At 64.6% G+C, this 20,820-nt stretch carries 25 protein-coding genes and 1 pseudogene; 22 read left to right on the top strand and 4 right to left on the bottom strand.

The window, feature by feature from the left end; genetic code table 11:
• Positions 1-53 precede the first annotated feature (53 nt).
• The 7 genes from RDV64_RS22985 (at position 54) to RDV64_RS22955 (ending at position 4,844) form a co-directional block, all read left to right on the top strand.
• On the top strand, positions 54-833 hold the full coding sequence (locus tag RDV64_RS22985) for a L,D-transpeptidase (RefSeq protein WP_309199628.1): 780 nt from the start codon (positions 54-56) through the stop codon (positions 831-833).
• Between the two features lie 111 nt (positions 834-944).
• The gene (locus RDV64_RS22980; RefSeq protein ID WP_309199627.1) at positions 945-1,280 is read left to right on the top strand and encodes a metalloregulator ArsR/SmtB family transcription factor; all 336 of its coding nucleotides are present in this window, start codon (positions 945-947) and stop codon (positions 1,278-1,280) included.
• Positions 1,277-1,720, top strand: a complete 444-nt coding sequence (gene arsC / locus RDV64_RS22975; RefSeq protein ID WP_309199626.1) for an arsenate reductase (glutaredoxin) — start codon at positions 1,277-1,279, stop codon at positions 1,718-1,720. The genes RDV64_RS22980 and arsC overlap by 4 nt, the downstream gene beginning before the upstream one ends.
• Positions 1,717-2,808, top strand: coding sequence for an ACR3 family arsenite efflux transporter (gene arsB, locus RDV64_RS22970; RefSeq protein WP_309199625.1), 1,092 nt, complete (start codon positions 1,717-1,719; stop codon positions 2,806-2,808). The genes arsC and arsB overlap by 4 nt, the downstream gene beginning before the upstream one ends.
• Positions 2,801-3,532, top strand: coding sequence for an arsenical resistance protein ArsH (gene arsH, locus RDV64_RS22965; RefSeq protein ID WP_309199624.1), 732 nt, complete (start codon positions 2,801-2,803; stop codon positions 3,530-3,532). Before arsB ends, arsH begins: the two co-directional genes overlap by 8 nt.
• A 413-nt stretch (positions 3,533-3,945) precedes the next feature.
• A complete protein-coding gene (locus RDV64_RS22960) occupies positions 3,946-4,524 on the top strand; it encodes a hypothetical protein (protein ID WP_309199623.1) in 579 nt (192 codons plus the stop codon).
• A complete protein-coding gene (locus RDV64_RS22955) occupies positions 4,524-4,844 on the top strand; it encodes a hypothetical protein (protein WP_309199622.1) in 321 nt (106 codons plus the stop codon). The genes RDV64_RS22960 and RDV64_RS22955 overlap by 1 nt, the downstream gene beginning before the upstream one ends.
• Before the next feature lie 331 nt (positions 4,845-5,175).
• Here RDV64_RS22955 and RDV64_RS22950 read toward each other — a convergent pair whose 3' ends face one another.
• Positions 5,176-5,406, bottom strand: coding sequence for a hypothetical protein (locus RDV64_RS22950; RefSeq protein WP_309199620.1), 231 nt, complete (start codon positions 5,404-5,406; stop codon positions 5,176-5,178).
• Between the two features lie 510 nt (positions 5,407-5,916).
• Between RDV64_RS22950 and RDV64_RS22945 the strand changes: the two genes are divergently transcribed.
• From RDV64_RS22945 to RDV64_RS22895, 11 genes and pseudogenes are all read left to right on the top strand, one after another.
• Entirely contained in the window at positions 5,917-6,168 is a 252-nt protein-coding gene (locus RDV64_RS22945; protein WP_309199619.1) for a hypothetical protein, read from the top strand.
• Between the two features lie 11 nt (positions 6,169-6,179).
• The gene (locus RDV64_RS22940; RefSeq protein WP_309199618.1) at positions 6,180-6,545 is read left to right on the top strand and encodes a DUF3768 domain-containing protein; all 366 of its coding nucleotides are present in this window, start codon (positions 6,180-6,182) and stop codon (positions 6,543-6,545) included.
• 98 nt (positions 6,546-6,643) lie between these two features.
• Positions 6,644-8,491: a ParB/RepB/Spo0J family partition protein gene (locus RDV64_RS22935; RefSeq protein WP_309199617.1), complete on the top strand. Its 1,848-nt coding sequence runs from the start codon at positions 6,644-6,646 to the stop codon at positions 8,489-8,491.
• A gap of 59 nt (positions 8,492-8,550) precedes the next feature.
• Complete coding sequence (locus tag RDV64_RS22930; RefSeq protein ID WP_309199616.1) at positions 8,551-8,790, top strand: hypothetical protein; 240 nt, start codon at positions 8,551-8,553, stop codon at positions 8,788-8,790.
• A 131-nt stretch (positions 8,791-8,921) separates the two neighbouring features.
• Positions 8,922-9,164 carry a type II toxin-antitoxin system prevent-host-death family antitoxin gene (locus tag RDV64_RS22925; protein WP_309199615.1) on the top strand — a complete coding sequence of 81 codons (243 nt, stop codon included), beginning with the start codon at positions 8,922-8,924 and terminating at the stop codon, positions 9,162-9,164.
• Positions 9,154-9,573, top strand: a complete 420-nt coding sequence (locus tag RDV64_RS22920) for a hypothetical protein (protein ID WP_309199614.1) — start codon at positions 9,154-9,156, stop codon at positions 9,571-9,573. Before RDV64_RS22925 ends, RDV64_RS22920 begins: the two co-directional genes overlap by 11 nt.
• Before the next feature lie 86 nt (positions 9,574-9,659).
• Positions 9,660-9,881, top strand: coding sequence for a helix-turn-helix domain-containing protein (locus tag RDV64_RS22915; protein ID WP_375143853.1), 222 nt, complete (start codon positions 9,660-9,662; stop codon positions 9,879-9,881).
• 17 nt (positions 9,882-9,898) lie between these two features.
• A pseudogene (locus RDV64_RS22910) lies at positions 9,899-10,048 on the top strand (DNA-binding protein); the annotation flags it as partial.
• Between the two features lie 41 nt (positions 10,049-10,089).
• On the top strand, positions 10,090-10,563 hold the full coding sequence (locus tag RDV64_RS22905) for a DUF192 domain-containing protein (RefSeq protein WP_309199611.1): 474 nt from the start codon (positions 10,090-10,092) through the stop codon (positions 10,561-10,563).
• Positions 10,564-10,675: 112 nt separating this feature from the next.
• On the top strand, positions 10,676-10,915 hold the full coding sequence (locus RDV64_RS22900; RefSeq protein ID WP_309199609.1) for a hypothetical protein: 240 nt from the start codon (positions 10,676-10,678) through the stop codon (positions 10,913-10,915).
• A gap of 180 nt (positions 10,916-11,095) precedes the next feature.
• Positions 11,096-11,251 (top strand): hypothetical protein, encoded by a 156-nt coding sequence (locus RDV64_RS22895; protein WP_309199608.1) that lies wholly within the window; start codon positions 11,096-11,098, stop codon positions 11,249-11,251.
• Between the two features lie 40 nt (positions 11,252-11,291).
• On the opposite strand, the gene RDV64_RS22890 is transcribed toward RDV64_RS22895, so the two are convergent.
• Complete coding sequence (locus RDV64_RS22890; protein WP_309199607.1) at positions 11,292-11,657, bottom strand: hypothetical protein; 366 nt, start codon at positions 11,655-11,657, stop codon at positions 11,292-11,294.
• Positions 11,658-12,357: 700 nt separating this feature from the next.
• On the opposite strand from RDV64_RS22890, the gene RDV64_RS22885 reads away from it, so the two are divergent.
• Entirely contained in the window at positions 12,358-13,263 is a 906-nt protein-coding gene (locus RDV64_RS22885) for a zincin-like metallopeptidase domain-containing protein (protein WP_309199606.1), read from the top strand.
• 752 nt (positions 13,264-14,015) lie between these two features.
• Here the strand turns inward: RDV64_RS22885 and RDV64_RS22880 are convergent.
• Both RDV64_RS22880 and RDV64_RS22875 read right to left on the bottom strand, forming a co-directional pair.
• Positions 14,016-14,723, bottom strand: coding sequence for a hypothetical protein (locus tag RDV64_RS22880; protein ID WP_309199605.1), 708 nt, complete (start codon positions 14,721-14,723; stop codon positions 14,016-14,018).
• Complete coding sequence (locus tag RDV64_RS22875; RefSeq protein ID WP_309199604.1) at positions 14,720-15,421, bottom strand: AAA family ATPase; 702 nt, start codon at positions 15,419-15,421, stop codon at positions 14,720-14,722. Before RDV64_RS22875 ends, RDV64_RS22880 begins: the two co-directional genes overlap by 4 nt.
• A gap of 907 nt (positions 15,422-16,328) precedes the next feature.
• Here RDV64_RS22875 and RDV64_RS22870 point away from each other — a divergent pair.
• Genes RDV64_RS22870 through virD4 form a run of 3 tightly spaced genes read left to right on the top strand, consistent with a single transcriptional unit; the run spans position 16,329 to position 20,773 of the window.
• A complete protein-coding gene (locus RDV64_RS22870) occupies positions 16,329-16,805 on the top strand; it encodes a DNA mobilization endonuclease VirD1/MobC family subunit (protein WP_309199672.1) in 477 nt (158 codons plus the stop codon).
• Positions 16,802-18,544, top strand: a complete 1,743-nt coding sequence (locus tag RDV64_RS22865) for a relaxase/mobilization nuclease domain-containing protein (RefSeq protein WP_309199671.1) — start codon at positions 16,802-16,804, stop codon at positions 18,542-18,544. Before RDV64_RS22870 ends, RDV64_RS22865 begins: the two co-directional genes overlap by 4 nt.
• 12 nt (positions 18,545-18,556) lie before the next feature.
• Positions 18,557-20,773 (top strand): type IV secretion system ATPase VirD4, encoded by a 2,217-nt coding sequence (gene virD4, locus RDV64_RS22860; RefSeq protein WP_309199670.1) that lies wholly within the window; start codon positions 18,557-18,559, stop codon positions 20,771-20,773.
• Positions 20,774-20,820 lie beyond the last annotated feature (47 nt).

Below are 20,820 nucleotides of genomic sequence, written 5' to 3'. Positions count from 1 at the left end.
GCCGCTTTTACCCAAGATCGATCCAGCACGACAGCGAACAGGGAGAACGAGAATTGTCAATTGGAATGCCAAGGCGCAAGACGCTGCAGGCCGCGCGCCGGCTCTCGGAGCACGTCGAACCGAGCACGTCTGAACAGAGTTCAGGTAAAATTGGTCGCGCGGGCCGGCTGTCGCGTCGAATGGTGGTCCTCGGCGTTGGGGCCGCCACGCTCGCCGGCTGCCAGATGGCACCGGAGGTTGCCGTCGTGCCGTCCGGGCCCGTCATTCCGCCCGATGTCGCCTTAATGTATGGCCCGCGGCCGGACGAGCGATTCCCGATCCCTGCAGTCGACATCTCGAAGATCGAACCACGATACTGGCGACGCCTCGTCCCCGATCCGACCGACGAACGACCTGGCACGATCGTCGTCGACACCGTGAACAAGTTCCTCTACCTCGTCCGAGCCGATGGTCAGGCGATGCGGTACGGGATCGGAGTCGGCCGGCAAGGGTTTTCCTGGTCCGGCACCGCGATCATCCGGCGCAAGCAGGCATGGCCGACCTGGACGCCGCCGGCCGAAATGATTGCTCGCGAGCCGGAGCTCGAGAAGTACCGCAACGGGATGCCGCCCGGCCTCGGCAACGCGCTCGGGGCGAGGGCGCTCTACCTCTATCGCAACGGCAAGGACACGCTTTATCGCCTGCACGGCACGCAGCAGGAGTATTCAATCGGGCGAGCGGTCTCATCGGGCTGCGTGCGCCTGATCAACCAAGACATCATCGACCTCTTCGACAGGATCCCGATCGGTACGCGCGTGATTGTGAGGCCGGCGAACGAGCCACCCGAGGCTTGACCGCCCTTCGGCGGTGCACGTCAGATCTCGCCGAGAGCCCACCGCCGACCGAGGGATCCGTCGCGGCGATGATCCCATTGACATTCTCTATATCTCGACATTTATCGAAATATGGAGAATAAAGACGCCCTGGTGGCGCTGTCCGCCCTCGCTCAGGAAACGCGGCTCGCCATCTTCCGCCTGCTCGTCGAGACTGGCGCGGAGGGACGGGCCGTCGGCGGGATCGGGGAGGCCCTCGATCTCCCGTCCGCCACCCTGTCCTTCCATCTCAAGGAGCTGAAGAACGCCGGCCTCGTCGCCGTGCGGCGCGAAAGTCGCTCGCTGATCTACAGCGCTAAGGTCTCGACCATGAACGATCTCATCGGCTTCCTCACCCGCAACTGTTGCGGGGGCGACATGGCGGCGTGCGATTTCACTGGGATCGCCGCGCACGGAGAGACCCCATGACCATCACGATCTACCACAACCCTTCCTGCGGGACGTCCCGCAATGTGCTTGCGATGATCCGCAACTCCGGCGACGAGCCGCAGATCATCGAATATCTCAAGACGCCGCCGAGCCGGGAGCAGCTGGTGGAGCTGGTCGGCGCCATGGGCATCTCCATCCGCGATCTCCTGCGCCGCAAGGGAACGCCGTACGACGCGCTCGGCCTCGACGCCCCCAAATTCTCCGACGACGCGCTGATCGACCTGATGCTCTTGCACCCGATCCTCATCAACCGGCCGATCGTCGAGACGCCACTCGGTACACGGCTCTGCCGGCCGTCCGAAATGGTGCTCGATATCCTGCCTAACCAGCAGCGAGGCGCCTTCGTGAAAGAAGACGGCGAACGCGTCGCCGATTCCCACGGAGGCGACATTATGCCGAAGACCGAGTCCACACGATGACCACCTCGGAGACGACGGCCACAGCGCTCGGCGACGCCCCCGGCGGCATCGGCATCTTTGAGAAATGGCTCTCGGTCTGGGTCGCGCTGGCGATCGCGACCGGGCTGCTCCTCGGCAACACGATGCCCGGGCTGTTCGAGACCCTCGCGGGCTTCGAGTTCGCCTCGGTCAACCTCGTGGTGGCCGTCCTCATCTGGGCGATGGTGTACCCAATGATGGTGGCGGTCGACTTCGCGAGCCTCGCCCACATCGGCGACCGGCCGAAGGGGCTGGTGGTGACGATCGTCATCAATTGGCTGGTGAAGCCTTTCACCATGGCGGGCCTTGCCGTTCTATTCTTCGAGGTCCTGTTCGCGGACTGGATCCAGCCGGCAGACGCGCAGCAGTACATCGCCGGCCTAATCCTCCTCGGCGCAGCGCCCTGCACGGCGATGGTGTTTTTGTGGTCGCAGCTCACCCGCGGCGACGCGACCTACACGCTGGTGCAGGTGTCGGTGAACGACATCATCATGATCTTCGCCTTCGCGCCGATCGTGGCGCTGCTGCTCGGCGTTACCGACCTCTCTGTCCCGTGGGGGACGCTGATCCTCTCTGTCGGGCTCTACATTCTGATCCCGCTCGCCGCCGGCGCGCTGACGCGGCGGTGGCTGGGGCGCAGGAGCGATGACCCTGAGGTATCCGTCACACGCTTTACGGCGGCGGTGAAGCCCTTCTCGGTGATCGGCCTCCTTGCCACCGTGGTGCTCCTGTTTGGTTTCCAGGGGCAGGTGATCCTGGAACAGCCCGTGCTTATCGCGCTGATCGCCGTACCGCTCCTCATCCAGTCCTACGGCATCTTCGCCATCGCCTATGCCGCGGCCTGGGTCTGGCGGGTGCCGTTCAACGTCGCCGCGCCCTGCGCGCTAATCGGGACGTCAAACTTCTTCGAGCTGGCAGTCGCTGTCGCGATCAGCCTGTTCGGCCTCTCCTCGGGCGCGGCGCTCGCGACCGTCGTCGGTGTCCTCGTCGAGGTGCCGGTGATGCTCTCCCTAGTAGCCTTCGCCAACCGCACGCGGCATCACTTTCCAGGCGAGGCGCCGCATGGCTGACCGTCCCGTCCCGGTCGAGGATCTGCCGAATATCGACCCGATTGCGCTGAGGCCGATCGAGGTCACAGCGCTCGCGGGAGTGGACGGATCGTCCCATCCGCCGCGGATCCTGTTGCTCTATGGTTCGCTGCGCGCCCGCTCGTTCTCGCGCTTTGCTGCGGAGGAGGCGGGACGGCTTCTGCGCTGGTTCGGCGCCGAGACGCGCACGTTCAACCCACGCGACTTACCGCTTCCCGACGCTGAAGAGCCCGACCACCCGAAGGTTCAGGAGCTGCGCGAACTCGCGATGTGGTCGGAGGGCATGGTCTGGTCGTCCCCGGAGCGGCACGGGGCGATGAGTGCCATCATGAAGGCGCAGATCGACTGGCTGCCGCTGTCGCTCGGCGGCGTCCGGCCGACCCAGGGCAAGACGCTCGCGGTGATGCAGGTCTGCGGCGGCTCGCAGAGCTTCAACGCGGTCAACCAGATGCGCATCCTTGGCCGCTGGATGCGCATGGTGACGATTCCCAACCAGTCGTCCGTCGCAAAGGCCTTCAACGAGTTCGACGATGCGGGCCGCATGCGGGTTTCTCCCTACTACAACCGCATCGTCGACGTGACGGAGGAGCTGATGAAGTTCACCGTTCTGACCCGCGGCCGTTCGGCGTATCTGACCGACCGCTATTCGGAGCGTGTCGAGAGCACCGAGACGCTGTCGAAGAGGGTCAACCAGCGCTCGATTTGAGCTATATCACCAGCGCCGCTGCAACCGCGCTCGCAGGAAGGCGGCAAAGCCGTTCATCACGACGAGGAATGCAAAAAGGACAAGGTCGGCAGAGCTGTCGACGCATCGAGGATGCCGCCGGCGCTCATATGCACCCTCGGTGTCCTTGCCGCGCTGGCTTTGATGGATTTCGCCCCCGTCTGGGCGCTTTGGATGCAGTCGCGGCGTGGAGACCCGCGTAGCAAGGTCGAGGGCAGACGGCTCTCCCCGTGATGGTCGGAGGCGTGTTTCTGTCCTAAACGCTCCGATCATGGGGTCGCCTCATTCGTGATCTACAGGAGCGCTTGGGTCAATTTCGTAATATGATTTATCCTTAAAGATAAGGAGACGTTACGGTACGAAGCACTCGTAGCGAAATTGAGTGAGGTTCCATCATGATAAAATACCGCGCCCTGTTCAGCTTATCTGCATTTGTGCTGGCAGTCGGAATTGCGTTGCTACCTGTAACGTCAGTTGAGGCCGAAGATGGTTACGATATCGACTGCAAGCTGATCCTTTGCTTGGCCGGTGGCTTCCCCTCCACTTGCGGCGACGCCTTCGATCACATGATTGATCGCATCACGTCGGTGCCGCCCAAGTCGCCCATCGGCCTTTGCCTCCTGAACGACGGCACCGAGTACAAGGGCTATGACGTGGACTATTCGTGGATCTCGCCGACTGACCGGGCCGCGTTTTCCTGCCCCGACGGCAAGCACCTCTTCCACTCGGTTTCCGAGAACGATCACGGCCGGAAGACCGTCCGCGCATTCTGTTACAAGACGGCCACGCAGTACGGTTGGGGCAACGACGGCGACCGCACGACCGTCTACACGGGCCAGTCGGCACCGGAGCGGTTCAACTTCACCGCCAACATCACCGTCGAGCCGGGCACCGACGCGGCCTATTCCCCCGGTTGGGAAAAGTGGCTCACGAGCTCGCACGGCTGGTCGAACGTGTCGGTGACGACCCACTGATGCCGCTGACGCTCCATAGCCGCCGTGTCGTTGCCGCAGCCGGGCTGGTCTGGCTGAGTGCAGGCTTGGCTTACGGCCAGGCCTGCCTGCCGCCCGTCGAGCCCTATCCCTATGCGCCGCCGAAGGACGACCCCGAGCTGCGCGAGTACATCAACCGGGAATATGCCGAGTACATGGAGGCCGCAGAGGACTATCTGCGATGCCTCCAGGACGAGGGCCGCAGGGCCTACGCCGAGACCGATACCATCTTCAAACGCTGGATCGGCTTTTTCGGAAAAGACGCCGTGATCCGCTACGATTCCACCGACAAGGACGACTAAAAGCCGGGGCAGAGACGCCCCGGCTTTTCTCATTCCCGACCGACGATCCAGAACGCGGCCCAGCCCAGGACGAGGGCGAGCACGAGCAGCGCAGTCCCTTCCATCATCATCTTCTCGAAATATCCTCGGGGGAGCGCGCTTCGCGCGCGCCGGGGGCAGACAGCCCCCGCAGCCGCTTTAGCGGCTCAGAGGCACGGCGGTTTACCACAGCGCCCCTCGCTCGATACTTGTCGTCTCGCTCGCGGGCCGCTCCGGTCCCCGCCTTCTCTCCCGAGGTCGATCCGGGGCGGACTGGAAACCCGCCGTTGCGCGAAGAGAGCGCGTCCCGCGCTCAGTGGCGCGGCTCGACGCTGATCGCGATGCCGCGCGAGCGGCAGTCGCACCGAAGCGGGAGCCGCCCGCCGTGGTCGCTTGGCACGAAGTCCCGGCCGAGGCGTTCGGCGAGCTCCGGCAGCGACAGGACGCGGTGTTTTCCGCAGCCCGAGCAGTGGCCGTGCAGCCGATAGCCGTGGTCGATCATGTCGCCCAGGCTCGCAATCGTGATGCCTCGATAGTGGGTCACGCCCGCTCAATCTGCTGATGGATCATGGCCGATCACGTGGCCGCTCAAGAGGCAGTGTCAAGCCGAAGCAAGGTCAATCCCGCGCGAGCGCGGGACCGGGCTCTAGTCGGCCGCAAGCGTCCTCCCCGAGCCTCGCCGCCCTGTTCTCCCTGCGGCCCAAGAGCGCCGTGAACTGTCTCTCCGAGCCAGCCCCCGACGCGGGCCACATGGTCGCCCAGGACGACGAGTCTCGGCCCTTCGGGTGACGATCCCTTTGGCATTCGGGGACCGCCGGTCCCCCCACGCAACCAGAAAATACTGCGCCGAACCGGGGGCCGTGTCCTCGCTTCGCTGCGGGCCGCACCACCCCCCGGCCCGCCTTGATTTTCAAGTTGCGCGGGACCCCCCCCTGCCCTCGCCGGGAGGCAGGGTTTCAGGAGAGGGCCGCGTAAACGCGGTCCTCGCCAGAAACCCCGCCCCGATTTTCGGCACCCAGACCGGAAACGGGGATCACCACGAAGGAGGCCACAAATGGCTTTTGAGATCATCACCACCGGCCCGAACGGCATGACCCGGCACCAGCCCGAGAGTGTCGAGGCATGGGCCGAGGCGCAGGGCGTCACCATCACCGGCACCCAGACCAACCCGCGCTTGCGCCCCGAATTGCAGGGCCACCCCAAGATGGGCGGTTTCTGCGGCCCCGCATGGGGCGGCACCACCGAGAGCGGCGAAGCCGTGATCCGTTACGAAGACGTGGCGACCTACGCCGCGCTCAGCCAGTGAGGGGGGCGGACATGGACCCGGAAAACCTTCTCCTCGCCATGCGGATCGCCGAGCGCAACGACGCTTTCCGGCGCAGCCTGTTCGCCGGGAAGACCCCGGCCACGCCCGAGGGCCAGGTTGTCGTGACGCAAGGCGTGTCCGCCGAAGGCACCCTCTTCATGTGGCTCGCGAGCCGCGCCGTGGGGCTGCAAACCACCTTCACCGAGGCCGACGACCCCTATGGGGATCATTCGTTCGGAGCCGTGACGGTGAACGGCAAAAAGGTCTGGTGGAAGATCGACCTTTACGACCGCGCCTATGAGTTCGGCACGCCCGACCCGCTGGACGAGGACGAGACCCGGCGCGTCCTGACCATCCTTTTCCCTTCGGAATATTGACCCCGGCGCGGCCCTTCGGGGCCGCGACGACCACCCGAAACAATCGCGGAGAGAGGGCACCAAGCCCCGCCCGCTTCACCACAAAGAGAGCCGAACCAATGACCATTCAACCTACCATCACCGCCGACGAAACCCGCGTCCCGCTGGCAAGCCTCACCCTGTCCGCCATGAACCCGCGCCAGCATGTGCCCGAGGCCGAGGTTGTCGAGTTGGCCGAGAGCATCCTTGCCGCTGGCCTGATCCAGAACCTTGCCGGGATCGAGAGCGCCAACGGCGGCACCGAGATCGTCGCGGGCGGGCGGCGCTTGCGCGCCCTGCAATACCTCGCCGAGCAGCACCCCGAGCTTGCGACCGAGCGCCCCGAACTGATGAACCCGCCGGTGCGGATCGCGCCCGACGAGACGACCGCCCAAGCGTGGGCCGTGGCCGAGAACGCGGCGCGGCGCGACCTGCACCCCGCCGATGAAATCCGCGCCTATGGCAGGATGGACGAGAGCGGCGCGACCCCCGCCGCGATCGCCCGCGCCTTCGCCGTGTCGGAAAAGCACGTCTATCGCCGCCTGAAACTGGCGAGCCTTCCGGCCCCGATCATCGACGCGCTTGCCGCCAACGAGATCAGCTTGAGCGCTGCCGCGTCCTTCACGATCAGCGACGACGAGGCGCACAGCCTTGCCGTGCTGGAACGGTGCCGGGGCGAGGATTGGAGCGACTACCAGATCAAGAAGGCGCTCAAGCCCGACGCCGTGAAAGACAGCGACCGCCGCGCCGTGTTCGTCGGGCTGGACGCCTACAAGGCCGCTGGCGGACGTGTCGGCGGCGACCTGTTCGCGAGCGAAACCCTTCTGGACGACCCCGCCATTCTGGACGAGGTGTTCGCGAAGGCGCTGGCCGACGCCGCCGACCTTCACCGCCGCGACGGCTGGAAGTGGGTCGAGACGATCACCGAAAGCTATGTGGGCTGGTATCAGATCGAGCAGGACAAACTTGCCCGCATCTACCGCGCAGAAGGCACGCTTACCGAGGCCGATGCCGAACGCTACGACGAGCTTGCCGACCTCGCGAACGGTGACGCGCTGGACGAGGACGGCCGCGCCGAACTCGAGGCGCTGCAAGCCGCGCTCGATGGCGAATGGACCGACGCGCAGAAGGCCCATTCCGGCCTGATCGTCTACGTGGACCAGCGCGGCACCCTGACGGCCAGCGAGGGCCTTGTGCGCCACGCCGACAAGGCCGACGCCATCGCCGCAGGGATCATGCAGGGATCGCAGCACACCGAGGCCGACGACGCGCCCAAGTCGCCGATTTCCGCGAAGCTGGCCGACGACCTGTCGCGCGTCGCGACCGGCGCACGGCAACACGCCCTGTTGCGCGACCCCGACCTGTTGCTTGCCCTGCTGGCCTACCAGCTCACCGGCAAGATGGGATACCGCCACGCCCTTGGCTTGCGGGCTGACGACGTGCCGAACCTGCCGACCACCGAGGCCGAGGGCTACGCGCTCGACAAGCGCCTGACGACGCCCGCCGACCGCCCCGCCGACCCGTTCAATTCCGACCTTGCGAAAGGCTTTCGCGCCTTCCGCAAGAAGGGAGCCGAGCACGTCATGGCCGAACTCACGCGCCATCTGGCCGCGCTCGCGACCATCGGCGACGAGAAGCTGGGCGGGCTGATCGACAAGGAAGTGACGACCGACATTCGCGCCGTCTGGACCCCGACCGCCGCGAACTTTTTCAGTCGTGTCGGCGGCCCCTACCTCGCCGACCTGTGGCGCGACCTTCTGGACCTCGCCGCCGACGACGAGCGGGCGACCAGCTTCGAGAAGCTGAAAAAGGGCGAGAAAGCCGCGAAGCTCGAAAGCCTCTTTGCCGACGAGGCGACCCGCGAAGCGCACGGCGTGACCGCCGCACAGGCCGAGCGCATCGCGACATGGTTGCCCGAGGGCATGTGACACCAACCCGGCAGGGCGCATCGAGCGCCCCGCCACCAACCCGAACCGGGGGAACGCCCATGCCTGATTTTCGCGCGCACGCGCACCCTGCCCTCGCCGTCCGCTGCCCCGCCTGCGGCAAGGCCGCTGGCCTGTGGTGCATCGAGCCGACCGGCACCCGAGCCAACGACCTGCACACCGATCGCCAAGCCGAGGCCGACGGCGCCTTCATCGAGCAGCACGGCCCCGAAGCCGTCATCATGCGCGACGCCTCCGGCTGGATCATCGACCCGCAGGGCCGCGCCCGGCACCAGCACTGACCTTTCCTTTGTGGTGAAGGAAGCACCTGGCCCCGCTTCGGCGGAGCCTTTTTTCATGCCGTTTGCGCTTGCGATATACCCAAATTATCTGTATATTCCAGAGAATCCAGTTTAGCCGGGGAATGCCTGCCATGAAGAGTTTCCGCGCCGCCGACCTGACCCGAAATACAGGCGATCTGTTCGAGGCTGCTGCGGTGGCCCCTGTCGCGATCACCAAGCACCGCAAGCCGCGCTTCGTCATCATGTCGATGGAAACTTTCGAGGCTTTGGCAAACGGTCACAGAACGCAGCAATCCGTCGACGTGGCGAACATGCCCGACGATCTTGGTGCTCTGTTGGATCAGGGGATCGAAGACCATTTCAATGGCCGGTGACTTCCCAAAAGCGGGGCAGGTCTTCGGGTATCACTACCTTTGGAAATGGCAGGCCGCGCGTGGTGAGACGGAAGGTCGGAAAAAACGACCCGTTTGCGTCGCCATTGTCATCGTCAACAATGAAGGCAAGCACATTCTGTTCATTGCCCCGATTACAAGCAAAGCGCCGGGCCATGATCGTAAGGCTATCGAGATACCTGAGACAGAGGCCCGTCGCGCGAAACTCGACTCCGCAATGCGCCTTTGGGTCATCGTAGACGAGCTCAATACTGACGTGCTCGAATTATCTTACACACTCGAAGATCGAACGCCGCAGGGCGCGTTCAGCCCGGCCTTCACCGATGCCATCGTGCGGGGCGTTCATGCTGTTCGTCGCTCCAGCAGCCTTCGATTAACGAAACGGGACTGAGGTCGATTCTGTTCGCAGGAGCAATAGCAGTGAAGAAGGACGATATCGCCATTCCGGCTGATCCGAACGACCCGGAAGACTTCGACATGACCCATGAAGACGTTGAGCGCGCGCAGCGCGCCCGCCTCATCCGCATGACACGCACAAAGCTTGGCCTCAGTCAGCCCGAGTTTGCCGCGCGCTTCCGCGTCCCTGTCGGCACGTTGCGCGATTGGGAGCAGTCCCGCGCCATGGCCCCCGATTTCGCCGTGGCCTATGTGTGCGTGATCACGCTGCACCCCGACATGGTGGCGAAGGCCGTCGCATGACCTTTCGAAGACCCAGAATGAACAGCGAGAAATTCAGCCGATACGATTCCGCCGATTACCTAAAAACGGATGAGGACCTTGCGGGCTTCCTTGAGGCGGCGATGGAAGAAGGCGGCGACGATCCGGCATTCATGGCGCACGCCCGTGGCGTGATCGCCCGTGCCCGTGCCCGCAATCGCGCGCCCGGCACACAGACCGACGACACGGAATGACCGGCGCGAGATCCACAATCGCGAAGACGACGGCTGCAATCGGTGCCGCCGCCGCGCTCGCTTTCGCGCTCGCGGCGTTCACGCGAGGCCCGGAGCCGGAGGCCGCGCCCCTCGATGTTGCCACCGTCGCGACCAGCGCGGGACCGATCACCGTCGAGATCGCCAGCGACCCGGCAACGCGCGCCCGAGGCTTGATGTACCGGCAGACCATGCCGCGCGATCACGGCATGTGGTTCGTCTATCCGAGCGAGGCCCCGCGCGCGTTCTGGATGAAGAACACGCCCCTGCCGCTCGACATTGTGTTCGTCGCTGGCGATGGCCGCGTGGTCTCGATTGCCCACGACGCCACGCCGTTTTCAACCGACCCCATCCCGAGCGCGGCCCCGGCGCGGTTCGTCCTCGAAGTCAACGCGGGCGTTGCCGACGAGATCGGCCTAGCGCCCGGTGATCGGCTGACCCTGCAAGATTGATCGGGCGGGCCAGGACTACGCCCCGCCCCGCCCGACCCCGCGCTATCCGCGCGGAGCCGCATCCGCGGCCGAGCCAGCCCGCGCGGCGTGGCCGCGCTGCTCCGGCGCATCGGTGGCCCGATCCGCCACGTCGGGCCGCACCTTCGGCGCCAGCCCCGCCGCCTCGTCGGGCGCGTGCCGCGCCGACGTGTCGGCGAATAGATCGAGCTGCACCGGCACGATTTTCGCGCTCCTGCCCATCACTCCCCCTTCTGGCGGCGGCACAGGCCGCGCGCGAAACTTCGACCCGCTGAACCCGCCGCCGGGCATTGAGATCGTCGGCGGCGTGCCGGGTTTTCCGGTTGGCGCGTGAGGCGTCACGGCGCGGCATCTGTCGGGTGCTGACGATTTCTCCGGCGATCCTGCCCCAGCGTCGGCCAGGCGCAAGGGCTACGCCCTTCTCCACTGCGTTGCGACCCTACGGGTGCGCCTGCCCTCCCCCGCCGGGGCGACGGAAGGCCGGAATCGTCCATCACCCAACAGGAGCAGCACCATGAAAAAACTCGCCTCACTCATCCGCGCCATCAAGAAAACCCTTGTCGCACGCGCCAAGCTCAGCATCTCAATCGCCCTGAATTTCGGCGGGTTCCTGCGGGTTGAAGTCCGCTATGCGCGCGACCTGGGCAAGCCCCCCGAAGAGGACGCCTAACGGCGTCCGGCCCGCCTGACGGCGGGCCTTCATCAGGCGATCAGCCGTCCCGCTGCACCGAGTTGCGACCGACGCGCATCGGGATCGTCACCGCCGCTATGCCCATTTCGGCCAGGTAGCACAGGAGGCTCAGCGCCGTTTTGAAATAGCGCGGCTCGATCCTGTCGGGTTCATCCGGGCAGCGCGGCTTCACCAACACGTATTCAATCTTGTGGCGCTCGCAGACAAATCGAAGATGCCAGCAGCCGTACCATATCGAGTTTTTCTTACGAGCAGATTCGGTGCAAACGACTTCGACCTTATGCCCAACCGCGAGTTTCTCGAATAAGTCCTCGTCTCGAATCGCATCCGTGTGGGAAATTTTCATTAGCGCAAGCCAGACTGTTTCAATGTCAATCAGTCGCAAAGGGCTGATCCGCTTGTGTACCAATAATTCACAGGGCACGCTAACGATGACGATCAATAAGCCTAGCGTGAAAGGCTGCCATGCGTCTCTGCAATGCTCCGCCGATATCTTAGAGTCGCCATAATTTTGCTTGGAATCTGCAAAAAGTCTGGCGAGAATATGGTGTGCGCATCATGATTGGCACTCCACTCTCACTGTTAGGATCAATTGGCTCCGCCTCGGCGGGGCCTTTTTTATCGCCGCGTCAGCAGCAGGAGAGGTGCGGGCCAATCCCGCGCGAGCGCGGGACCGGGCTCTAGTCGGCCTGCGGCCTCCCCGAGCCTCGACGCCCTGTGCTCCCTGCGGCCCAAGAGCGCCGCGGCCTGTCTCTCCGAGCCAGCCCCCGACGCGGGCCACATGGTCGCCCAGGACGACGAGTCTCGGCCCTTCGGGTGACGATCCCTTTGGCATTCGGGGACCGCCTGTCCCCCCACGCCACCAGAAAATACTGCGCCGAACCGGGGGCCGTGTCCTCGCTTCGCTGCGGGCCGCACCACCCCCCGGCCCGCCTTGATTTTCAAGTTGCGCGGGACCCCCCCTGCCCTCGCCGGGAGGCAGGGTTTCAGGAGAGGGCCGCTGACGCGGTCCTCGCCAGAAACCCCGCCCCAATTTTCGGAACCCAGACGGGAAACGGGGATCACCACAGAGACGGAGGCCACAAATGGCTAAGGAAAAGTTCGACGTTTACGAGCACGTTACCAGCGAAATCATTGCGCAGATCGAGGCGGGCACCCCGCCGTGGCGCAAACCTTGGACCGGCGACCGTTCCGCCGCATGTCTGCCATTGCGCTTCAATGGCGAAGAGTATCGCGGCATCAATGTTCTGATGCTTTGGGCGACCGCCGCCATGCAGGGCTATGCGTCGGCGCGCTGGATGACCTACCGGCAGGCGGGCGAGCTTGGCGGACAGGTGCGCAAGGGCGAGAAATCCGCCTGCGTCGTGAAGTACGGCACCATCGACCGCGAGGGCGACAACGGCGAGGAAAAGCGCATTCCCTATTGCCGCGCCTACCGCGTGTTCAACGCCGACCAGATCGACGGGCTGGACGAGGCGTTCTATCTCCGGCCCCAGCCGCCGCGCGACCTTGGCACTACCGCCGACCCCGAGCTTGACGCATTCTTTACCCGGACCGGCGCGACCATCGAGAGCACCAGCGACCCGCGCGCCTACTACGACATTCAGGGCGACCGCATCCACATGCCGCCCGTTGCCACCTTCCACGACGCGCAGGGATTTTACGGCACCCTTGCCCATGAGGCTTGCCACTGGACCGGCGCAACCAAGCGCCTTGACCGCTTCACCCGCTTTTCCGACCGCAAAGCCTACGCTTTCGAGGAGCTGGTTGCGGAAATCGGCGCGTGCATGTTGGGCGTGCGCATCGGAGTCGCGCCGCAGTTCGACCAATCCGCCGCCTACGTCGAAGGATGGTTGAAGGCCCTCAAAGACGACAAGCGCGCGATTTTCCGCGCCGCGTCCGAGGCCCAGAAGGCCGCCGACTTCATCATGCAGCGCGCCGCCCGCGAGGCCGCACCGCAGGCCAACGAGCGCGAGGCAATCGCCGCCTGATCGACCCACCCCGACAAACCGAGATCCAGCCGCCGCGCCGAAATGGTGCGGCGGTTTTTCCATGCCCGCAGCACCCCGACGACACCGCCGCCGCCGAGATCGAGGACGCCGACGACGAGGCCCAGGACGAGGGGGAGCCTGAATTGACCGGGCCGGTGGAGAGCTGCGCCCTCCCCCGGCCCGGTCCGGCGCTTCGCGCCGAGGCCGCTTTGCGGCCAGAGGATCGGCGAGCGTAGACAAGGATCGCACCCCCGGAGTGCATCTGCTAAGCCAGCTTTGGGCACTCGAATGCCCGCCGTTCTTTGTGGTGAAGAACACCTGCCCTGCCGTTCCGGCGGGGCTTTTTTTTGCCCGGTGCGAGGCCCTGAAAACGAATCAGGCCGGAGCTTGCGCCCCGGCCATCATCACCTTCGCGGTCATCGCCGTCCCCGGCTGTACCGCCCCACCAAACTACCAGAACCACCAGCAGTTTCAACGATAAAGGCCGGGCTGAAATCGCTTGTCGGCTGCAACCCGCCCCCATCATCATCTTCTAGAAATATCCTCGGGGGAGCGCGCGAAGCGCGCCGGTGGCAGACAGCCCCCGCAGCCGCGTCAGCGGCTACCGGCGGTTCGGCCAGGCACCGCACTTGCGGTTTTCCAGTCCGCGCCGGATCGACCTCGGGAGAGAAGGCGGGGACCGGAGCGGCCCCCGAGCGAGACCCCAAGTATCGAGCGAGGGGCGCTGTGGGAAACCGCCGCCGTTCGGGCCTCTAGTGCTGGCCCAGGTATGCAGACACGGCGTCCCGGCAGATCGCCGTAAACAGAACGGGTTCGGTGAGCATCCCAAGCGGATCGTGAACCGCTTTGGCCTTGGTGTAGGCGTCGGTGCTGATCAAGCGCGTGTATCGGTAGACGCTGTTTCCTTCGACATATCGTGGCTGAGGTTTGGTGATCGAGCCGGTGAGCACTGCGGCTTCGTAGGCCGCGAGAGCGTTGGCGAGAATGGTTTTCTGCGCGAGCTGTTCCCCGTAGGCGGCGACAGCTTTGTCATACGCCTCGAATTGCCCAGCAGCGGGAAACCGCACGCGACCCTTCATCACCGTTTTCGCGCCGTCGTCCTTATCGTCCGTCTTTTCGGGAGCTTTCGCGGACGGCTTTGCGGGCTTGCGGGCCGGAGCGGGCGGCGGTGCTGCGGTATCTTTCGGCGAGGGCGATTCCGTCGTGATGGAGGCGGGCGCGTTCTCGACAGGGGCGACAATCGTCCCCGTGTCGTCGTTCGCAATTGCCGCCGGAGCCTCTGGCGCGATGACAGCCGAAGGCCCAGCCTCGGGCGCGACTGCGGCGGCGGGTTCAGGTTCCGCAGTGTCCGATTCAGGCATATCGTATTCAGCGCGTTTCTTGGTGGAAACCATCGTATTGCGAAGGTTGGTAAAGCTGGGAGCTTTCCCCGATCCTGTTTTTCCGATTGCCATGTTCAAGCCTCTTCCATCATAGCGGCAGTAAGTTCGTCGACGAAGGCTTGAGATTCCTTCAAGGCGACCATCGTGTGATTTGCGGCAACCCGCTTGGCCGGAATTTCGAGCAGCGCCTTGTGATAAAGATGCAGCATCCCGATAGCTTTCAGTTCTGAATAAATCCGGCGAGCAGGGAATTGCGATTCAAAACATGGCAGATCAGCGAGAATATCCATGCTGTTCTGTTCGCTCAGAGATAGCTTTGAGGTTGGCACACGGTTGAGCAAAATGCCGTATGGCCGATCAAGACCCTGCGCCTTGTAGAACTCCACGACGAATTTCAGCGTCTCCAATGTTTCATCGACCTCGATCACCGAGAGGCCGGTTGGAACGACGACGAGTGACGAGCTGGTCAAGATCGCTTCGGTGATTTCGGACCCGCCGCCTTTGGTGTCCACCAAGCCAATGTTGCAGCCGTCTTTGACCGCCCATTCGTAGGACGAGGCGAACTGATCGGCCTCAAGGGCGGGCAGAATGCGGCAATTGTCGTCCCAGGTTCCTGCGGCGGTTCCGTAGCTTTTCCAGACCGAGAGCGGCGTGTTCTCGTCAGCTTCAAAGCACGCGACCTTCAAGCCCTTGTCGATCAGCATCGAGGCGGTTGCCATCAGCACCGTCGTTTTCCCTGCGCCGCCCTTGAGCGACGAAAAGGTGACAATTTTCATTGTGCGTTTTCCTCTTCATTGGCGCCCGAGGCGCGGTTCGTTGGCGAGCTGCAAAGTCTTGAAGCCTTACCCAAGCCCATGTTGGCAGAAAGGCGTGAAGGCGTAAAGGCGTAAACAGCAGAAGCACGCAAAGGGAAATAGAGCGTGCAGAGCGGAACAGCGCGAAAGCACGGTTGGCAATATAGCGCGAGGGGCACAGAAGCGCGAATGGCGAACATGCGTGAGGAGTGAAAGCGCGTGAAGCGCAGATGAGCGCAGACGGCAGCTAGGCGCGAAGAGCAACGGTGCGTGGCAAGCAAGAAGGCGTGAAAGACATATTTGCACGAAAGACAACTGAGCGTGATAGACAATTAAACGCGAAGGGCAATATGGTGCAAAATGCAATAAGTCGTAAACGCGCGTAAGACAAAAAAGCGTGCAGGACAAAATAGCGCGAAACGCAAGGAGGCGCGGTGAACAAAGAGGCGTGGTTAGCAATGCCGCGCCGACGGCAATTCGGCGCAAACGGCACAAAAGCGTAATGAGCGACGAGGCGTAAGAGGCAAAACAGCACGAGCGGTAAAAGGGCGCAACGGCGTAAGTGGCAAATGAAACGCCGGATGCTCTGAAATCGCCTCAGAGGCCCCGTAGAGGGCCTTGACGCTTTCCCGGTAGTCAGGTGGCCAGAAAGCCGCCCCTGGCGTCTTCTGGCCCCTCTGCGGCGCTCTGCGACGCCACCCGAAACGAAAGTGACGCCCCCGAGCGGGGCGTCCCCAAAACTTCTCACCGCAGCCTTCGGATCGCCTCGCGGTTTTGGGGGTTGGGAATGAGGGTTGAGGTTAGGCGAGGCAGGATATATACAAAAGTGTAACTTTTGGTATAGTACAGCGAACCCAACCCTCACCCAACCCCAGACAGGCCATCCGCGATGACCAAGGACGCCGACCGCCAGCCGACATGGAAAAGCCGCCACCTCAAGGGTGGCGACTGGAAGGCCGACGCGGAAAGCGCGGCTCCCCAGAAAGCGGATCGAACGATTCCGGTGAAGATGACCGTCGCCGAGGTGGCCGAATTTGACGCCGCCATCGAGCCGTTGGGCCTGAAACGGAACCGCGCCTTGCGGATCGCGGCCCGCCGGATCGCCGGTTTCATGGAGGCCGACCCCGAGACCTTGGCCGTCCTCAAGGACATTCAGGCTCAGATTTCCGGCATCGCGACGAACGTGAACCAGATCGCGAAGGCCGCGAACCGGACCCACGACCCCGATTTTCGCGCCTTCATGGCCGAGCGACGCGACCTCGGAAAAGAGCTGGCCCGCGTCGATGGGCAGTTGCGCAAGCTCACCAACGCCGCGACGAGGCGGTCCGATGGACAGGAGCGACTGAAAAAGGCAGCGGCGTCATGAGCCAGCGCGTCCTCAAATTGCTGGCGAACGGTCGCCGCGCCCCGTCCACGGTGTCGCCGGTCGATGCCGTCATGGGCGAGGATTGGGGCGAAGTGGACTTCAAGGGCGGCGGTGCCGTCCGCCAGATGATGCGCCAATCGCTGATGGCGGCGCACCAGAACGACATTGCGCCAGGCGGTTCGCCGATGGCTCCGACCGTGCCCGGCTACAACGCGCAGGCCGTCGTCAAGATGGTGCGCGGGGGCGGGGCCAGGAACGCCGCCGGGATGAAGGCGCAGATGGATTATCTGGCGCGTCAGGGCGGCGTCGAGCTGCAACGTTCCGAGCGGTTCATGGGCATCGAGATCGACGGCGAGGAAGTCGCCAACATGGTCGACGGATGGAACATGCCGACCGATGGCCGCGACAAGGCGGATCGCACGTCGCACTTCATCGTCAGCTTTCCGCAGGACACCGGCACGGCAGCAGCCGAGCGGGCGGGGCGCGCATGGGCCGAGCAGATGTTCGGCTCCGGCGATTTCGGCGGCGACAGCTTCGACTACTACACCGCGTTTCACACCGACCGGGACCACCCGCACACGCACGTCGTGGTGCATCGGCGCGGCCTCGACAACGGGACATGGCTCAAGGTCAGCAAGCGCAGCGACTTCAATTATCAGGCGATGCGCGACCTTGCCGCGAAGGTGGGGCAAGCTGAGGGGATCGACCTCGAGGCCACGCCGCGCTTTGCCCGAGGCGTTCACGACCGGATCATGCCCGACGCCGAATATCGCCGCGCCGCGAAGGAGCGGCGCGCGCCGGTCGCGCCAGAGCACACGCCTGTGACGGCGGTACGGGCGGCGGCGGCAATCATTCACTATGCCCGGCGCTTTGTCGCCGAAGCGAAGGCGCTGGAAACCCAGTCGCCGGCGATCGCCGAGGAACTGCGCCTCGCTGCCAAGACCATCGAACACGGAAAAGCCCTGTCAGTGCGGCAGGGCGGCAAAACGGAAATCAAGAGAAAGGAGATCGCCACTATGAGCCAGCAACTGGATACCGCCCGAGCGGAGACGCAGACGCGCTTTGAACTGATCGACAAGGGGATCGCCGATCTGCCCGACCCGGCGGAGCGCGTCCGGTTGATGCGTCAGGCGGCCGACCTGAAAGCCGAGGCCGCGCCGTACATGAAGGAGCGCGAGTTGCGCGACTTCGCACGTCCCGCCGAGGCGGGACGATACGAGAGCCTTGCGCCGACCGATGATCGCAGCACCGCGATCAAGGCCGAGGCCGACAAGGAAGTGCGCAAGATTGCCGAGAAGTACGGCCTCAACGGCGATGCGACCGTGGAGCGGTATTCCGGCGGCGCACCGTCGAAGGGGTTGGCCGACCAGTACGGGCAGGCCGAGGCGAAGGAGCGGGAGCTTCACCGCAGCCAGCAGGGCGACCGCGAGGAAACCCGCGAGCAGCGGGACCGGGCATTGAGCCGGATGCACACCGAGATCGCCGCCGTCTATCAGGACGCCCGCGAGCAGGCCGGGGCCACGGTCGAGGCCGTGGATCAGCCCTCCAATGGCGAGCGTCGAGCGGACGCCCGGCGCGTGGCGCGTAATGTCGTCGCCGAAGGCGAGCGAGAGCGGATCGCGGCAGCAGCGGAGAAAGGTGGACCGGACACCGACCGCGAAGAGCAGGAGCGCGCGGACCAGGAGCGCAAGAACGCAGAGCGCAAAGCCCGCGAACGCGATGGTGGTCGCGGACTTTAAGGAGGGTGCAGCATGAGCAAGACAGCTCGCGAAATCTCCACGCTGGCCCTGTTCGGGCTGGCCGTCGGGCTCATGCTGGGCGTGTTGGCCGCTGGCGTCTATACGACCTGGCGCAGCGGCGGCGACATTGCCAACACCGGCTTCGGCGCGTTTTTCGAGCACGCGCCGTGGGTGGTCGGAGGCTTCAAGGAGCCGTTCAAGACCGGCCTCATGATCCTCGGAGGCGTGGCCGCGGTGCTCGCGGTGGCCACGGCCGCAATTGGCTACAAACCCAAGCGGACAAGCCACGGTTCGGCCGAGTGGGCGAAGCCGCAGGAGCTTCGCAAGGCTGGACTGACTTCGCCGGTCGCGGACGTTCTGGGGCCGATCTACGGCAAGATGGGCGGGCCGAAGTCGGGCGACGAGTTTTTCACGTCGAGCGACATACCGCACAGCCTGATCGCCGCGCCGACCGGCTCCGGTAAGGGTGTCGGCGTCGTCATCCCGACCCTTCTCACCTACAAGGGTTCGGTGTTCTGCCTCGATGTGAAGGGCGAGAACTTCGCGCTGACGGCGCGCCGGCGCGTCGCCATGGGCGACCGCGTGTTCAAGTTCGCCCCCTATGATCCGCACGGGCGCACGCACCGCTTCAATCCGCTGGAATACATCGCCGAGATCCACCCGCGACGGCGGTTCACCGAGGCGCGCCGGTTGGCGGCGTCCTTGGTTGTGGCCCATGGCAACGGCCAAGGCTTCCTTGAGGGCGCGCGCGAGGTGTTCGCAGCGTGCGCCTTGCTCGCCATCGAGCGCGGCAAACCCCGGATCAGCGCCGTTTATGATGCGCTCGCCGAACCGGGCGAGGCGTTCGAGCTGTTTCAGCGGCTCGCGCGCGAGGTAAAGTCCGAGGAAGCGAAGAAGATCTTCAACCGCATGGGCGGTATGGAATCGCGCATCCTGTCCTCTTACCTGTCCGTGCTGGCGGACGGCGGGCTTGGCCTGTGGGCCGACCCTGCCGTCAGAGCCGCAACTGATGCCTCGGATTTCGGGATCGAGAATCTTCGCCGCGACCCCACGTCGGTTTTCGTGATCGTGTCGCCGAATGATCTGGTGCCGCTCGCACCGCTCATCCGGCTCATGTTCCAGCAGACCATCGCGGTTCTACAGCGGGCCGAGCCGGGCAAGGACGAGCCTTATCCGGTCCTTTTCCTGTTGGACGAGTTCGCCTCGCTGGGCCGCATGGAGGTTCTGCAACAGGCGGTCACGACCCTGCGCGGCTACGGCGGGCGCATCATGATCGTGGTGCAGACGCTCGCCAGCCTCCGCGACCAGCGGCTTTATGGCCGCGAGGGCGCGGCGGTGTTTCTGGCAAACTGCCGCTTGCAGCTTTTCATGTCGCCCGCCGACGAGGACACGCCCGAGTATGTGTCGAAGGCCATCGGCGACTTCACCCGCCTCGCAAAGTCGAAGTCGTGGCGGTCCAACGAGTGGGTGTCCAACTACTCGGAGCGGGAAGAGGGCGTGCGCCTGATCCGCGCGGCCGAGCTGCGCCAGTTGGGCAGCGAAAAAATCGTGGCGCTGGTGCAGAACATGAAGCCGGTGATCGCCGAGCGCGTCAGCTACTACGAGGACAAGCAATTGCTGCCGCTGTTCGAGGGGCAAACCGGGCGGATGCCCGAGCCGCACTCGCTCCATCCCGAGGACACCAATCCGTTCCTCGCGAAGCGGATGGCCCAGGAGCAGCAAGAGGACGAGGCGACCGACGAGGACGACGGCGCAGAGATCGAGACCGAGGACGAAGCCACCGGCGAGGACGACAGCGCAGAGATCGAGGCCGAGGACGAAGCCACCGCCGAGGACGACAGCGCGGAGATCGAGGCCGAGGACGAAGCCACCGCCGAGGACGACAGCGCGGAGATCGAGGCCGAGGACGAAGCCACCGGCGAGGACGACAGCGCAGAGATCGAGGCCGAGGGCGAAGCCACCGGCGAGGACGACAGCGCAAAGATCGAGGCCGAGGATGAAGCGACCGCCGAAGAAAAGGAGGCGACCGCTGCGCTGATCGTGGTCCGAGAGAAATCGGACCGGATGCTAAAGCGGATTCTCGATGCCAAAAGCAGGAGGCGAGTCTCCGATCTTCATTCCGAGATCGTGCCGAAGCGCCGCAAGCCGGTTGGATTGAAGGCACGCGGCGGGGCTGCTGAGATAGCCGCTGCGAAGGCCCGGAACACAAAACAGATGCCTAGAGGTTGATCGAACCAGCCAGCGAAACGACGAAGGCCCCCTGCATTCGGCAGGGG

This window comes from Acuticoccus sp. MNP-M23 (assembly GCF_031195445.1).
GTDB lineage: Bacteria > Pseudomonadota > Alphaproteobacteria > Rhizobiales > Amorphaceae > Acuticoccus.
Note: the sequence above shows the minus strand (reverse complement) of the source record. Positions and strands in the feature narration are given on the sequence as shown.

Excerpts from the sequence above, each read along its gene's own strand:
- RDV64_RS22980 (WP_309199627.1), top strand. The coding sequence starts at position 945 with ATGGAGAATAAAGACGCCCTGGTGGCGCTGTCCGCCCTCGCTCAGGAA.
- arsC (WP_309199626.1), top strand. The coding sequence starts at position 1,277 with ATGACCATCACGATCTACCACAACCCTTCCTGCGGGACGTCCCGCAAT.
- arsB (WP_309199625.1), top strand. The coding sequence starts at position 1,717 with ATGACCACCTCGGAGACGACGGCCACAGCGCTCGGCGACGCCCCCGGC.
- arsH (WP_309199624.1), top strand. The coding sequence starts at position 2,801 with ATGGCTGACCGTCCCGTCCCGGTCGAGGATCTGCCGAATATCGACCCG.
- RDV64_RS22960 (WP_309199623.1), top strand. The coding sequence starts at position 3,946 with ATGATAAAATACCGCGCCCTGTTCAGCTTATCTGCATTTGTGCTGGCA.
- RDV64_RS22955 (WP_309199622.1), top strand. The coding sequence starts at position 4,524 with ATGCCGCTGACGCTCCATAGCCGCCGTGTCGTTGCCGCAGCCGGGCTG.
- RDV64_RS22945 (WP_309199619.1), top strand. The coding sequence starts at position 5,917 with ATGGCTTTTGAGATCATCACCACCGGCCCGAACGGCATGACCCGGCAC.
- RDV64_RS22940 (WP_309199618.1), top strand. The coding sequence starts at position 6,180 with ATGGACCCGGAAAACCTTCTCCTCGCCATGCGGATCGCCGAGCGCAAC.
- RDV64_RS22935 (WP_309199617.1), top strand. The coding sequence starts at position 6,644 with ATGACCATTCAACCTACCATCACCGCCGACGAAACCCGCGTCCCGCTG.
- RDV64_RS22930 (WP_309199616.1), top strand. The coding sequence starts at position 8,551 with ATGCCTGATTTTCGCGCGCACGCGCACCCTGCCCTCGCCGTCCGCTGC.
- RDV64_RS22925 (WP_309199615.1), top strand. The coding sequence starts at position 8,922 with ATGAAGAGTTTCCGCGCCGCCGACCTGACCCGAAATACAGGCGATCTG.
- RDV64_RS22920 (WP_309199614.1), top strand. The coding sequence starts at position 9,154 with ATGGCCGGTGACTTCCCAAAAGCGGGGCAGGTCTTCGGGTATCACTAC.
- RDV64_RS22915 (WP_375143853.1), top strand. The coding sequence starts at position 9,660 with ATGACCCATGAAGACGTTGAGCGCGCGCAGCGCGCCCGCCTCATCCGC.
- RDV64_RS22905 (WP_309199611.1), top strand. The coding sequence starts at position 10,090 with ATGACCGGCGCGAGATCCACAATCGCGAAGACGACGGCTGCAATCGGT.
- RDV64_RS22895 (WP_309199608.1), top strand. The coding sequence starts at position 11,096 with ATGAAAAAACTCGCCTCACTCATCCGCGCCATCAAGAAAACCCTTGTC.
- RDV64_RS22885 (WP_309199606.1), top strand. The coding sequence starts at position 12,358 with ATGGCTAAGGAAAAGTTCGACGTTTACGAGCACGTTACCAGCGAAATC.
- RDV64_RS22875 (WP_309199604.1), bottom strand. The coding sequence starts at position 15,421 with ATGAAAATTGTCACCTTTTCGTCGCTCAAGGGCGGCGCAGGGAAAACG.
- RDV64_RS22870 (WP_309199672.1), top strand. The coding sequence starts at position 16,329 with ATGACCAAGGACGCCGACCGCCAGCCGACATGGAAAAGCCGCCACCTC.
- RDV64_RS22865 (WP_309199671.1), top strand. The coding sequence starts at position 16,802 with ATGAGCCAGCGCGTCCTCAAATTGCTGGCGAACGGTCGCCGCGCCCCG.
- virD4 (WP_309199670.1), top strand. The coding sequence starts at position 18,557 with ATGAGCAAGACAGCTCGCGAAATCTCCACGCTGGCCCTGTTCGGGCTG.